Annotated in this window: 10 protein-coding genes and 1 pseudogene; 6 read left to right on the top strand and 5 right to left on the bottom strand. The window is 60.2% G+C overall.

All coding sequences use genetic code 11. The features are described 5' to 3' along the window. Window positions 1–122: 122 nt before the first annotated feature. Window positions 123–1,019, bottom strand: a complete 897-nt coding sequence (locus tag FN060_RS05120) for a LysR family transcriptional regulator (RefSeq protein WP_142587166.1) — start codon at window positions 1,017–1,019, stop codon at window positions 123–125. Between the two features lie 110 nt (window positions 1,020–1,129). On the opposite strand from FN060_RS05120, the gene FN060_RS05115 reads away from it, so the two are divergent. Together FN060_RS05115 and FN060_RS05110 are read left to right on the top strand one after the other, a co-directional pair. Continuing rightward, window positions 1,130–1,852 carry an SDR family oxidoreductase gene (locus tag FN060_RS05115; RefSeq protein WP_142587165.1) on the top strand — a complete coding sequence of 241 codons (723 nt, stop codon included), beginning with the start codon at window positions 1,130–1,132 and terminating at the stop codon, window positions 1,850–1,852. A gap of 10 nt (window positions 1,853–1,862) precedes the next feature. Then, entirely contained in the window at window positions 1,863–2,201 is a 339-nt protein-coding gene (locus tag FN060_RS05110; protein ID WP_142587163.1) for an Atu4866 domain-containing protein, read from the top strand. Here the strand turns inward: FN060_RS05110 and FN060_RS05105 are convergent. Genes FN060_RS05105 through FN060_RS05095 form a run of 3 tightly spaced genes read right to left on the bottom strand, consistent with a single transcriptional unit; the run spans window position 2,198 to window position 5,830 of the window. Further along, window positions 2,198–2,860 (bottom strand): aminotransferase class IV family protein, encoded by a 663-nt coding sequence (locus FN060_RS05105; RefSeq protein WP_142587161.1) that lies wholly within the window; start codon window positions 2,858–2,860, stop codon window positions 2,198–2,200. The two genes, FN060_RS05110 and FN060_RS05105, sit on opposite strands and share 4 nt — an antisense overlap. Then, complete coding sequence (locus FN060_RS05100) at window positions 2,809–3,969, bottom strand: aminodeoxychorismate synthase component I (protein ID WP_142587160.1); 1,161 nt, start codon at window positions 3,967–3,969, stop codon at window positions 2,809–2,811. Before FN060_RS05100 ends, FN060_RS05105 begins: the two co-directional genes overlap by 52 nt. A 34-nt stretch (window positions 3,970–4,003) precedes the next feature. Next, window positions 4,004–5,830, bottom strand: coding sequence for a M3 family oligoendopeptidase (locus FN060_RS05095; RefSeq protein ID WP_244665770.1), 1,827 nt, complete (start codon window positions 5,828–5,830; stop codon window positions 4,004–4,006). A 178-nt stretch (window positions 5,831–6,008) separates the two neighbouring features. Between FN060_RS05095 and FN060_RS05090 the strand changes: the two genes are divergently transcribed. Both FN060_RS05090 and FN060_RS05085 read left to right on the top strand, forming a co-directional pair. Next, window positions 6,009–7,586 carry a sigma-54-dependent transcriptional regulator gene (locus tag FN060_RS05090; RefSeq protein ID WP_142587156.1) on the top strand — a complete coding sequence of 526 codons (1,578 nt, stop codon included), beginning with the start codon at window positions 6,009–6,011 and terminating at the stop codon, window positions 7,584–7,586. Window positions 7,587–7,773: 187 nt separating this feature from the next. Continuing rightward, the gene (locus tag FN060_RS05085; RefSeq protein ID WP_425312141.1) at window positions 7,774–9,588 is read left to right on the top strand and encodes a peptidoglycan L,D-endopeptidase MepK; all 1,815 of its coding nucleotides are present in this window, start codon (window positions 7,774–7,776) and stop codon (window positions 9,586–9,588) included. Between the two features lie 146 nt (window positions 9,589–9,734). On the opposite strand, the pseudogene FN060_RS05080 reads toward FN060_RS05085, so the two are convergent. Continuing rightward, a pseudogene (locus FN060_RS05080) lies at window positions 9,735–9,917 on the bottom strand (DUF2312 domain-containing protein); the annotation flags it as partial. 1,052 nt (window positions 9,918–10,969) lie between these two features. Here FN060_RS05080 and FN060_RS05075 point away from each other — a divergent pair. Both FN060_RS05075 and FN060_RS05070 read left to right on the top strand, forming a co-directional pair. After that, entirely contained in the window at window positions 10,970–11,758 is a 789-nt protein-coding gene (locus tag FN060_RS05075; protein WP_142587154.1) for a site-specific integrase, read from the top strand. A 7-nt stretch (window positions 11,759–11,765) separates the two neighbouring features. Further along, window positions 11,766–13,733 carry a hypothetical protein gene (locus FN060_RS05070; RefSeq protein WP_142587152.1) on the top strand — a complete coding sequence of 656 codons (1,968 nt, stop codon included), beginning with the start codon at window positions 11,766–11,768 and terminating at the stop codon, window positions 13,731–13,733. Window positions 13,734–13,873 lie beyond the last annotated feature (140 nt).

Below are 13,873 nucleotides of genomic sequence, written 5' to 3'. Positions count from 1 at the left end.
CTGATCGCAATGCCGGCGCTCTAGATCATAAATCCCCGTCACAATAAAGAGGTTGCGAACGGAGGCTCAAAAAGCCGCAATCGGTTGCGGACCGTAGGCCTGACGGACCTGAGAAACGGGGGTCAGCCCGCCCGGTTTCGTCGCAAATGATCGACGAGTGCCCGCAGCTTGGGTGCCATGTTGCGGCGGCCTGGATAGTAGAGATAGAAGCCTGGAAAGCGCGGGCAGTAATCCTCAAGAAGCGTCACCAGTTCACCGCGTTCGATGAAGGGCCGGAAGCTTTCCTCCATGCCGAAGCTGATGCCCGCTCCGGCAACCGCGAGCCGGACCATCAGAGCCATGTCCGTCGTGGTGATGTGGTCACCAACGGCGACCGTAAACTCCTTTCCGTCTTCGGCGAATTCCCACCGGTAGGAGGCGCGGCCTGGCCCGGTACGCCAGCCGATCGTGCGGTGGTTCGTCAGGTCCCTCGGATGCTGCGGGGTGCCGCAGCGCGCGACATAGTCCGGCGATGCTACCGCCACCTGCCGCTGGTCGCCGGAGACCGCAATGGCGATCATGTCCTGGGCGATCACCTCGCCAAGCCGCACGCCGGCGTCATACCCCTCTTCGACAATGTCAAACTCGTCATCGGTCACGGTGACGTGGATTTTCACCTGCGGATTCGCCTCGGCGAAGGAGGCGAGCAGCGGCCCGGACAGGAAGCTTTCGGCAATGGAGGAGACGGCGAGGTTTAACTGGCCGCGTGGACTGTCGCCAAGATTACCCGCCGCCTCGATGGCCGCACGCATTCCAGCGAGGGCGGGTGCGGCCTCGGCGTAGAGCCGCTCTCCCGCCTCCGTCAGCGAGACGCTGCGGGTGGTGCGGTTGACGAGGGCGATGCCCATCGTTTCCTCCAGCTTTCGCATGATCTGGCTGACCGCAGCGCGGGTGACGCCGAGCCGATCCGCCGTGGCACGGAAGTTCTTTTCCTCAGCGACCGTGATGAAGACAGCCAGGGCGTTGAGATCGGGCGTCATTGGTTAGCGTTCCTTACCAATCTGCAAAGCTTGAGGTGGCTACCGACAACAATGGCAGGGGTCTACCTTCCGTTCAAGCCTGGACTTCGGGCGAAACAGGAGAAAGCAACATGAACAAAATCGTTCTCATTACAGGCGCTTCCAGCGGCATCGGCGCCGGCATCGCGCGCGAACTGGCCGGTGCTGGTGCGACGGTCATGCTCGGCGCGCGCCGGACGGACCGTCTCGAGGAACTGGCAGAAGAAATCCGCAGTGGCGGCGGGACCGTCGCCATCCGCCGGCTCGATGTCGCGGATCGTGCCGATGTTGCCGCTTTTGCGGATGCTGCGCGCGAAAAGTTCGGCCGCGTCGATGTCATCGTCAACAATGCCGGAATCATGCCGCTTTCGCCGATGGCCTCCATGAAGGTCGAGGAATGGGACCGTATGGTGGACGTCAACATCAAGGGCGTGCTGCACGGTATCGCCGCGGTCCTGCCCGAAATGACCGAGCGCGGCTCCGGCCACATCATCAACATCGCCTCGATCGGCGCCCTCTATGTCGCTCCGACTGCGGCGGTCTACTGCGCCACCAAGTTTGCCGTCCGGGCGATTTCCGACGGGTTGCGGCAGGAGCGCGACGACATCCGCGTTACCTGTATCCATCCGGGCGTGGTGGAAAGCGAGCTCGCCTTGACCATCACCGATCCGACCGCCGCCGAGGCGATGAAGGACTATCGCGCCATAGCGCTGACGCCCGACGCCATCGGCCGCGCCGTCCGGTTTGCCATAGAGCAGCCTGAGGACGTCGACGTCAACGAGATCGTCGTGAGGCCCCTGCGTTCTTCAAATTGAGGAGACTGACATGCCACGAAAGCACGCCATCCTGATCACAGCCGCGCTTGCAGGCGCGGCTCTCGGTACCGTCAAGGCGGAGGACAAGATGACCATCACGACTGAAAGACAGACGCATCCCTATGTCGGCATGTGGGTGACGGACGACAATCGTGTCCGACACGAACTCCTGCCGGATGGCCGCTACGACGAAGCCCGCGGCACGCGCGAGAACGCCTACCAAGGCCGATATGTCGTTTCCGGCAATCATATCGACTATTGGGACGATACCGGCTTCACCGCGGACGGAGAGTTCGTCGATCACAATACGCTGCACCATGGCGGCATGATCCTGCGGCGGAAGCGCTAGCTGCCTTCCACCAGTTCCGCAGGGATCAGCCCGCGCAGGGCATTGCCGACGAAGAGCCGGCGGTTCGCAAGGGTCGCCGGCTTCAGCACTTCGGAACGAGCCTTGCCTTCGCGGATCAGCTCGGCGCGCAGGATGCCGGGCAGCAGGCCGCTCGACAGGGCAGGGGTCAGCAGCATGCCGCCATCGGTTTCGACGAAGAGATTGGTGATCGTGCCTTCGCAGACTTCGCCGCGCTCATTCAGAAGCAGCACCTCGTCCGCCTCATCCCGGGAGAATTCGGCGCGGGCGGTCTCGTAGAGATCGCGGCGGGTCGTCTTGTGGCGCAGGAAAGCGTCGGAGGAAGAAAGCCGCTGCGCGGCTATGCGCAAGCGCCAGACCTTGTCCTCCGGTTCCGGCCCGAACGGTGCGGTGGTGACCTCCGTCCGTCCCCGGTAGGTGACGGTGAGCCGGACCCGCAGCGGGCGGTCACCGCTGACGGCAAGCTTCAGCGCCGTTTCGGGCTCGGCCGGGGAGAGGAACCCAAGGGCATCGGCGGAGCGCTTCAGTCGGCGAAGGTGCTGGTCGAGGCGCAGAAAACCCTGTTCCGGCTCCCAGCGCAGAGTTTCGATCAGCGAGAGATCGCCTGATTGCCGACTGCGAACTGCGCCTTGAGAAGACATTCCTGATATTCCGCCTCGGCTGTCGAATCGAATACGATTCCTCCGCCGACATTGAAGACGGCATCGCCGCCGTTGAAAAGGGTGAGCGTGCGGATGGCGACGGAAAACTGCATGGGCCCCTTGGGATCGCACCAGCCGATCGCGCCACAATAGGCATCGCGCGGACGATCCTCCAGTTCGTGCAGGATGCGCATCGCCCACATTTTCGGGGCTCCGGTGATGGAGCCGCAAGGGAAGAGGGCGGCCATGATCTCCGGCAGGCCGATCTCCGGCCTCAGACGCGCGCGAACGTGGCTCACCATCTGGTGCACGGTCGGATAGGTCTCGATCTCGAAGAGCTTTGGGACGGAGAGGGTTCCGACCTCGCTGATCAGCGAGATGTCGTTGCGCAGGAGATCGACGATCATCCGGTTCTCGGCCTGCGTCTTCTCGTCTGCCAGCATGGCGGCGACGATTGCTTCGTCTTCCCGGGGCGAGGCGCCGCGCGGAGCGGTGCCCTTCATCGGATGCGTCTCGATCCAGCCATCGTCATCAACCTTGAAGAACAGTTCCGGCGAACGTGAGAGGATGACGGGTCCCCCTAGATCGACCAGCGCGCCGTAATGGACCGGCTGCCGCGCGACGAGAGACCAGAAGGCCACACGCGGATCACCCCGCCAGCGGGCGGCGACGGGCATGGTGAGGTTTGCCTGATAGATGTCGCCGCGGCGGAGGTGCTCGTGCAGCCGGTCGAAGCGCTCCCGGTAGGTGTCGAGATCCCAGGCGGCGCGGGGCTCGGTCAGCCAGTGTTCTTCAGTTTGGATCTTAGGTGGCTCCGCCAGAGCATGGCCGCTGCTGGCCGGGCCATCGAAGATGCCCATGGTCAGCAGCGGCGTCTCGCGGTTGTCTGCGACCAGTGGCCTCAGCTTCTCCTCGAAGACGAAACCCGCCTCGTAGGAGAGATAGCCGGCGAGCCAGTAGCCATCCTGCCGCGCCTTTTCCAGCCGGGCGAGCGCCGGCAGCACCTCTTCCGCCGTCCGGGCGATGACGAGGTCGCGCGGTTCGCGGAACAGCAGGCTTTGCGACCGCTTGTCGTCGCGGAAGAGGACGTAGGGCCCGTGCTTCGTCATGTGAGTCTGTGCGCCCAGGATGCCCCGATGCGCCTCACGCCTTGTCCAGCGCCTCCAGTTCGTCGATCAGCCCCTCGATCATCGACAGGCCCCTGGACCAGAAGGACGGATCGGTGGCGTCGAGGCCGAAGGGGGCCAGCAGTTCCGAGTGGTGCTTGGTGCCGCCGGCCTTCAGCAGTTCGAAGTACTTCGCCTGGAAGCCGGGTTCTGCGTTCTGGTAGACCGCGTAGAGGGAGTTCACCAGGCAGTCACCGAAGGCATAGGCGTAGACGTAGAAGGGCGAGTGGATGAAGTGGGGAATATAGGTCCACCACGTCTCGTAGCCTTCCGAGATGCGGATCGCCGGCCCGAGGCTCTCTTCCTGGACCGATAGCCATAGCTCGCCGATCTGCTCCGAGGTGAGTTCGCCTTCCTTGCGGGCGGTATGGAGCTTGCGTTCGAACTCGTAGAAGGCGATCTGGCGCACGACCGTGTTGATCATGTCTTCGACCTTCTGGGCAAGCATGGCCTTGCGCTCGCGCTTGTCCTTCGTCTTGTCGAGAAGGGCGCGGAAGGTCAGCATCTCACCGAAGACGGATGCGGTTTCGGCCAGCGTCAGCGGCGTCTGCGCCATCAGCGCACCCTGTTCGCCCGCCAGCACCTGATGCACGCCATGACCGAGCTCGTGGGCGAGCGTCATCACGTCGCGCGGCTTGCCCATGTAGTTGACCAGCACGTAGGGGTGGGCCGAGGGAACGGTCGGATGGGCGAAGGCGCCCGGCGCCTTGCCGGGACGGACTGGCGCATCGATCCATTCCTCGTCGAAGAAGCGGCGGGCGATATCGGCCATTTCCGGGGCGAAGCCGGCATAGGCGGAAAGCACGGTTTCCTTCGCATCCGGCCAGGAAATGAGCGCCTTCGGTGTCTCCGGCAGCGGTGCGTTTCGGTCCCAGAAGTTCATCTCGTACATGCCGAGCCATTTCGCCTTCATGGCGTAGTAGCGATGCGACAGGCGCGGATAGGCGTCGCGAACGGCGGCGGCCAGCGCATCGACCACGTCGCGCTCCACCCGATTGGCGAGATGGCGGCTGTCCGCAATATCCTCGAAGCCGCGCCAGCGGTCGGAGATTTCCTTGTCCTTCGCAAGCGTGTTGGTGATCAGCGTGAAGACGCGGATGTTCTGCTGGAAGGTCTTCGACAGGGCTTCGGCGGCCTTGCGGCGCACCGGCTCTTCCGGCTCCTGCAGCATGTTGAGGGTGATCTCGAGCGGCAGTTTCTCACCGTCGATCTCGAATCGAAGCTCCGCCATCGTCTCGTCGAACAGACGGTTGAAGGCGGCGGCACTCGTCATCGACTTTTCCAGGAAGAGCTGCTCGATCTTGTCCTCCAACTGGTAGGGCTTGTCCTTGCGCAGGTCGACGATCCAGGGACGGTAGTGTCCCGCCTGCGGGTCGCGCTCCATGGCCGCGTCCACGACTGCATCGTCGATCCGGTTGAGTTCCAGCGCGAAGAACAGGAGGTGGGCGGACAGGTCCGTCAGCTTCGACTGCACGTCCCCATAGAACTTGCCGTTTGCGGGGTTGGATGTATCGGAGAAATAGGTGAGGCCCGCAAAGGAGCCGATCCTGCCCAGTAGGTCCTCCAGCGTCTCGTAATCTGCGAGCGCCTGCCCGAGCCCTTCGGTACCTGTCTTCGAAGCGGCGTCGGCAAGCCTGCCCTTCCACTTGGCTTCAAAATCGCGGCAGATCACACCGGCCCGCTGCATGTCGGCCTTGAACTCGGGGGCTTCACGGGACGGATAGAGATCGGAGAGCTTCCAGACCGGCAGCAATCCGAGGGCCGGATCGGTGGCCGCATGTTCCGCGGGCGTCTGCAGGGCCATGGATGGGGTGTGACGGAGCATCGACCAGTTCCTTTTCATTCCTCGTGTCGCCGCCCTGTTTTCCGTGGCGGCCGTTAAAATGCAAGAGTTTCTCAAAAGAGGATGTTCAAGCCTTTCTGGCACAACCCCGGCATACGAAGCCCTTGTTGGACATTATGAATGATGTCGGGAGCCGAGCATGATTGCCCAAATCCTTGTAGTTGACGACGATCCGGTTCAGCGCCGCCTGTTGAAGAACGCGCTCGAACGTCATGGACATGTGGTTCATACAGCCGAGAACGGTCTGGGTGGCCTGGAGTTTCTGAAGCATGGCGGCGACCAGATCAATGTCATCGTCCTCGACCTGATGATGCCGGGCCTCGATGGGCTCGGCTTCCTCAAGGCGACCCGCGAGGCTGGCATCGAGACGCCGGTGATCGTGCAGACAGGTCATGGCGGCATCGAGACCGTGGTGGAGGCCATGCGGGCCGGCGCCTTCGATTTCGTCGTCAAGCCGGTCTCTCCCGAACGCATTGCGGCTTCCGTCGCCAATGCGCTCACCCTCGACCGCAAGGAAGGCCGCAGCCGGACTGCCCGCCGGTCGCGGAGCGGCGCCGTGACCTTCAGCGACATCGTATCCGCAAGCCCGGAAATGCTGCGCGTCATCGAACTGGCGCAGCGGGCTGCCCACTCATCCATTCCGGTCGTCCTGGAAGGCGAATCGGGTGTCGGCAAGGAAATGGTCGCGCGGGCGATCCAGGCTGCTAGCGATCGGGCCGGCAAGTCCTTCATCACCGTCAACTGCGGAGCCATTCCGGAGAATCTTGTGGAAAGCATCCTTTTCGGTCACGAGAAAGGCGCGTTCACGGGTGCCACCGAGCGGCATACTGGCAAGTTCGTCGAGGCCGATGGCGGAACGCTCTTCCTCGACGAAATCGGCGATCTCCCGCTGGACGTACAGGTGAAGCTCCTGCGCGCCGTCCAGCAGGGAGAGATCGAGACGGTCGGATCGGCCAAGGTGCAGAAGGTCAATGTCCGCCTGATCTCGGCGACTAACAAGGACCTTATCGAGGAGGTCAGGGAAGGGCGCTTCCGGGAAGATCTCTACTATCGTCTCAACGTCTTCCCGATCACGATCCCGGCCTTGCGCCGCCGCAAGGAGGACATCCCGCATCTCGCACGGGTTTTCGCCGACCGGTTCTCGCTCGAACAGAAGCTGCCGCGCCCGGTGACCATCGGGCCGACGGCAATGGCTCTGCTCACCGCCCATGACTGGCCGGGCAATATCCGGGAGCTCGAGAACGCCATCTTCCGGGCGGCCGTCCTGGCACAGACGGACGAACTGACAGACGCGGATTTCCCACAAATTGCCGCACAATTGCCTGAGTTCCGATCGGAGGAACTGCGGCATGCGGAGACGGTTGCGACGGCTGCGCCGAGGGCGGCTGACATGCACCAGCCCGCGTCCTCGCCTGTGGTGCTGCCCACCCCGGACGGCTTCATCGGTGTGCCGGTCCAGCCGGCCCGTCCGGACCCCCGCGCCCTGCTGGCTGCCGCCTATCCCGTTTCCGCCAACGTGATACCGACGACGGATACTGCCGGAGAGGTCCGCAAAGTGGCCGAGGTCGAGGAGGAACTCATTCGTTTTGCACTGAAATTCTACCGCGGCCAGATGAGCCAGGTGGCGAGGAAGCTGGGCATCGGCCGCTCGACGCTCTATCGCAAGCTGAAGGACTACGGCATCGATCCGGACAACCCGCTGAAGGAGGCCGCCTGACCCAGGCTCCATTAGAGATCGTTAACCTTCGCGCAAGGATGTTCTGTCACCCTCTGTCAATCTCTTGGTAGCGATTTGTTGACTCTTCGAGAGATGCTTGTGATTGTGTGGCAAATTTGCCATCGTCTCACCGCAATTGACAGTCATCACGACAACGAGGGAAGTTGTCGACAGGACGGGGACAGCCTTGCAGGATCTGAATGCGAACCAAACGCCCCATGGCGCCGGCGAGCGCGGCAACGCAACCGCTTTCCTGAGGTTTCTGGTGAAGGGTGCCGCATCCCTTGCCGTCGCAGCCTGTCTCGCGCTGCCGCTACTGTCCGTTTCCGCCACGCAGGCGGCTGCCGAGACCCGCAGCCTGAAGCTCTATTTCGTCCATACGAAAGAGCGCGCGAACATTGTGTTCAAGCGCAATGGCAAGTTCGATCCGAAGGGCCTGCAGCAGGTCAACAACCTGCTGCGCGACTGGCGCCGTAACGAGCCGACGAAGATGGACCCGCGCCTTCTCGATCTCGTCTGGGAAGTCTATCGGCGCAGCGGCGCCAACGACTATATCCATGTGGTCTCCGCCTACCGCTCGCCGGCAACGAACGGCATGCTTCGTTCGCGCAGCAAGGGCGTGGCCAAGAACAGCCAGCACATGCTCGGCAAGGCGATGGATTTCTATATCCCCGGCGTCAAGCTCTCTACCCTTCGGGCACTGGCCATGAAGATGCAGGTGGGTGGCGTCGGCTACTATCCGACATCCGGTTCCCCCTTCGTGCACCTCGATGTCGGCGGCGTGCGGGCATGGCCGCGCATGAGCCGTCAAGAACTGGTCAGCCTCTTCCCCGATGGCAATACAGTCCATCTTCCGGCTGACGGAAAGCCGCTGCCTGGCTACCAGCAGGCCCTTGCAAGCTACAAGAAGCGCCTGAGCTCGGGTCAGCAGATCGAGATCGCCAGCACGTCGGGCGGCGGTTCCGGCAAGAAGCGTCCGAACCTGCTCGCGATGCTCTTCGGTGGTGGCGACGAGGACGAGGATGCCGATGCAATCGCAGCACCGGAACCCGTCGAACGTCCGGCACCGGCCGTGCCGGCAGCCCGTGCCCAGGAGCCCGTCATGGTCGCTGCTGCCCAGCCACAGGAGTTGCCTGGCGTAGAAACGATCGCGGCTCCCGTGCCGCAGAACCGTCCCTCCTTCCGCAACGACGGCGGACCGGGCGGACTGGCGACGGCGCTCTATTCGCCGGCGCGCAGCACCGCCCAGGAGGCGCTCGCCGCCGCGCTTCCGGCGCAGCCAGCGCCTGCCGCGCAGCCGGAAGGCGAGGCGTTCGCCGACCTGCAGGACTATGCGATCCCGGTTCCCACGCTGCTTGGTCCGCGTGGCCTCAAGGGTGACGCTGAAGCTGGCGTGATGACCGCCTCGATCGACAGTGCGCTGCCCGAAGCCGCGCTGTCCTCCGTCCCGCTTCCCGCGGCCCGGCCGTCGGGTGCGGAGGCCCTGCTTGCATCCGCGCAAATTGAACCCGAGAGCGAAGGCGATCTTGGCGAACAGCAGGCGCTTACGCCGGCGGTCGTCGCCGCCCTGGCAGAAAGCGGCGCCTATGCCCGTTCAACGCTTGCTCCGTCCGCGCCTGTTGCCGCGGAAAAGTCCGTCGATGTTGCAGCCCTTCCTGCCGGAGCGGCCGATGTGTCAGCTGCAAACCGGCGGTTCGGCGACGGTTTCGACGCGCCGACGCAAGTTCCTGTTCCCACGAAGGGCGGCCGCAATGCCGCACTCGGCAACCGCGATGTCCAACAGGACGCCGGCCCGGCCTTGACGGGAGAGATGCTGGCAAAGTGGGCCGTGAGCAACAACCGCGTGGCCGAGGTGGCTTCGGTGAAGGCCCCGCGGGTCGTCAGCCGCACGTTGAGCACCGCCTACACCACGGCCTATGCCTCAAGCGGCTTCAAGCCAGTCACCAAGACCGCCTCGATCGACCCAAGCCGGTTCAGCCCGAAGAAGCCGATCAGCCAGTAATCCAAGATTATCACGTGAGAGAAAGGCCGCCTGCGGGCTGCTTTCTTGCGTCCGGTCTTTGCTTCTTGCCGGAAAGGCGAAAGCCCCGAAGTTGGTTTACAACGCCGGGGCCATGAGACTGAATAGGATCGGGGATGTCGCGCCGCTTAGGCGGCGTCGGCTTCCGGTGCGCCTTCGATCATTCCGAGGGCCTGCAGGTAGGTGTCGAGGATCAGTTCCTCCTCCATCCGCTCCTGATCGTCCTTCTTGCGCAACGCGATCACCTTCTTGAGGATCTTCGTGTCGAAGCCCATGGACTTGGCTTCGCCGTAGACGTCCTTGATATCGTCTCTTTCAAACATCGGTAGTTTCTTACTTTTCTCACCCCAAGTGGGGGTACTCCTCTAGACGAAGAGAGCATCCGCCTGAAGGGCGGATTCCGTTTTCCACATTCATGAAGCAAGCCAGCAGGACTATGTCTCATCACTAAACGTCCAGCTGGCTTACTTCATGAATAAGCATAATGACGGGCGTTAGCCCGCCCTCGTCGACTGCGTAGCAGGCGCTCTGTGGACCCAGGCGACGCTTGCGGCGTCTGGGCTTTGAGGGTTCGACGAGCGTGAGCGTGCTACCTGAAGTACATTCGCCGCTTTTCCGAACCTCATGATCCGCAGGAGCGCATAAAGGAATTCAGAATTAAAAAAGGAATTCTTTTTCGTAAAGGAGTTCTTGAGAAACTGCGCTGTAATGTTGACATTCGAGAAAAGGCATACCCAAAAATGCTGCTATTGTAAAAAAAGATTCCTCTGGTAGTGTCGTGCAGACAATGATTCGGAGGTCGAACTTGGAGCATTCGTTGAGCGAGTGCGGCGTGAGAACGGGGACCCCACGCCGTCCTATATTTGATGGGCCTACAGTTAGGCGGCTTCACTTTTCGGTCGGGCGCTTTGCTCCTCGCCATCCGATCATCGTTGACCGTTTCGGTAGAATGATGATCGAGCCAACGGATTTCTTGAGAGAGAAGAGGAAGCCGGACACTTCGCCGGACTCCGTTGATCACTGGGCCAGGGTGCTCGTTGACTTTCTTTTTATCCTAGAGAACGCGGGCGAGAACGGGGGTATCTCTTGGCGGAGCACTGACGACGAGTTGCTCGAAAGGCTTCGTTTTCATTTTATCGGCGAGAAATTTCACAGAGGTCGCCCTACGGGTAATCGAGGTGTTACTTCGAAGACGTGGAATGAGCGCCTCACTCTCATTTTGGAGTTCCTAGCGTACTGCGAAAAGAGAGGTTGGGCACGTGGTCTAATAGGAGTCGATGACGGAACGCGATCTGTCCAAGTTACATTGGAGAAAGATAAGCCCACGGTACGTCATAGGCTTCATCTGCCAGTCGGTACTCCTATGGAAGTTGCCATACCGGATGATATCGCGTTCACGCGGGTTGAGGCCGCCTGTGAAAGCGTCCGGAAGGACGATAACCTCATCAAGCGTAATCGTCTCATATTTCGAGTGTTTGACCGTGGGTTGCGTAGATGGGAGGTCGCGAACCTACTGTGCAGCAGCATTCCCTCCGCCCAATCACTACGTACTCGTAGAGAAAGGGCGAAAAAGACTGGTGTACTCAGACCTGTTCCCATTCAGATTATGGGCGCGAAAAAGTCCGGGGTTCGAGTTGTTCTCTTCCCTTTGAGATTGGCCGAGTTGCTTCGGGAGTTCATAGACGAAGTGCGCCCCCTTCTTGCACCTGACTCTAGCGAAGACGCGGTATTCACCTCTGCATGCAGGCAACGAGGACGGCTGCAGCCACAAAGCCTGACCAACCTCATTCAGATGGGCCGCGCTATCGCAATAGATGAGGCCAGAGCTTCTGGTGCCGATCAAGAGCAGATCGACGAAATTCGTTCCGTTCACGGGCACCTGTACCGCCATCGTCACATCACGAATAGCCTTGTTAATGGGATCGAGGCGGGACTGGAGCCCGTCCATGTCCTTCTCGACACAATGAAGGGCGTCGGCATCAAGAGCTTTCAGACGATGAGCATCTATTCTCATGTTGCAGAGTCGAGGCGCAAGTGTGTTCTGGAGAAAAAACAAAAAATATATGCAGTCGAGGATGATGAAGTACTCAAGCGATTAGAAACACTAAGGGCAAGTGAGCTATTTCTTAAAAAGCGGTTCAGCAGGAGCTGAAAATATCATGGCGCGTAAAGCTTCCGCTGTCGACATATACAAAAGCTCAATTATTACGAAGCTTACTGTCTCGCCGACGGTTGGAGGGCTAAAGCTACTTTCTCCTGCGCATAGTACACCGGAGAGACGGAAATATTTTAATTTTAGTTTCTTGCGAGACGCCGGTCCGAGCGGCCCCAAGATCGCGCGTGCCTTTGTGCATTGTATGGAAACCAGAGAGGAGGCAACGGCCAACGGCTTCTTCTGGACCTTTGCTACCTTTCTTCGTTACGTTCTCAAGAGAACCGCTCGTGAGCGAATGCTTCTCGATGAACTCTTTCGGGAAGATTGGCAGCTCCATGTAGACTCTTACGTATTCGCGCTCAAGTCGAACAGCTCGCTCGCCGACATTACAAAAAACATGTACGTGCGGAACATGAAGTTGCTGTGGGAGGAGCTTCGAAAGCGGGAATTGCTGCCTCGCGTAAAGTGGCCAGCAATGATCCCGCAAGCTACCTACGTCCATCGACCGCCGACGTCTCAGGCGAAAGTGTCGGAGGTCTCAACCGTGGTTGCGGCTTGGGATGAGGAAGATCATGAACTCTGGAACAGGCTTGAATCGTTAACCAACATCTCTCGGCCTTCAATCGAGGCTCAACGTATTTCAATCATCAATGCGCTGATCCGCAAACACGCGGAAAAAGATGTGAGGACGATTTGGGCGAAGTATCAAACGGCACAAGATGCTATTTCGAATAACACCTCCTTTGACGTCTCCGCATACTGTGCTCACTTCGAACAACGAGAGGACGGGTACATCAGGCGACGGCGGGGATGGCGGGAGCAGCTGTCGAAGCTTGAAAACGTTCTTGTTTATATCCATGCCAACTATGGAGGTGTGCTGCCGGGAAGGGTTGATGATCCTCACTTCCGAAAGTTTTTATACGAGAGATACGGTAGCGAACTGACCTCTTGCTTCCACCTAGACTATTCGACCCTCATCCCGTTTTTGGCAATTATTCTTCAGGGGAGGCCGAAGATGAATGTGTCGTCCCCGTTAAGTATGACGGTGGACGACCTGCAATCGCTTAATAGAAATGAGATCAGCGCAAAGTGGGTCAAGAAGAGGGCCAACTATCGCCGAATTCGCGACTTCATCCCGAAGGGGAGAGCTGACTCGCTTCAGCCCGAGAGCCAGCTAGAGATCGGTCCAGCAGAGGCGTTAATGGCCGTCAGCGAGCTATCTCAGCGGTTGAGGCCTTACGCGGTCACCGGATTGGGAAACCGTTTAATACTCGTGAGACACACCTATGGGGGGCGAGCCGCTTCCCATTCCCCCTGTCTGGGCGCTGTGTCATCGGCTTGGACAAAGTGGCGCACGAGAGCTGGCCCTCTAGCATTGCTCAATTTTACTCTGAGCCAGCTTCGCCCGACGGCGGCATTACAGGAGTTCCTAACCTCTGGTGATATCAGCAAAGTTCAAGAGCAATTAGGTCAGGTTAGTACACGGCATACAGTTAAGTACATAACGGGCCTTGCAGCGGAATCTGTTGACGCGGAGCCGGTTCGAGAGGTCCAGGATGCCCTCACTTTGCTGCTAGCGAAGAAGAGCCACAGAGCAGTGACAACATTCGGCTTGGATGCCGCGCGGGCGCAGGAAATAGGCAGAGCTGCTGATGCTGCAGGCTTTCTCGGTTACCACTTAACTTCTGATCCCAATCAATCTGAGCCAGTGCCATCATGCTTGGAGCGGATTCTTTCCAACTCAACCTATCTGATTTTTGACACTCCTGAAGTTGCAGCTGAGTGTATAGCTTTCAAAGAACATTTGATTGCGAATGCGAGGTCCATTCGAGAAACGGAACGATACAACGCTCTCTGGCTTCCGCTGATGGCGATCCTCGCGGAGGTGGTTGACAACATGTCTCCCAGCACCGTTCTGGCTGCACGCAGTATACTTGCGAAGCAGCCTCTTCAGTACGGACCAATAACATGAGGGCGTCTTCAACCTCATATCCAGTCACTCACAATCATCGAAAGCTGGTCACCATGAGTCCGCCCCCTGACGTGGAGTCGGTCTGGGATGCGCCATCATGGACTCATATTGTTACTCGCCCGGGGCAGCCTAAGACAATT

The sequence above is a fragment of the Pseudorhizobium halotolerans genome, from assembly GCF_902153235.2.
Lineage (GTDB): Bacteria > Pseudomonadota > Alphaproteobacteria > Rhizobiales > Rhizobiaceae > Neorhizobium > Neorhizobium flavum.
The sequence above is the reverse complement of the archived record's forward strand: the minus strand, read 5'-3'. Positions and strand labels throughout refer to the sequence as shown.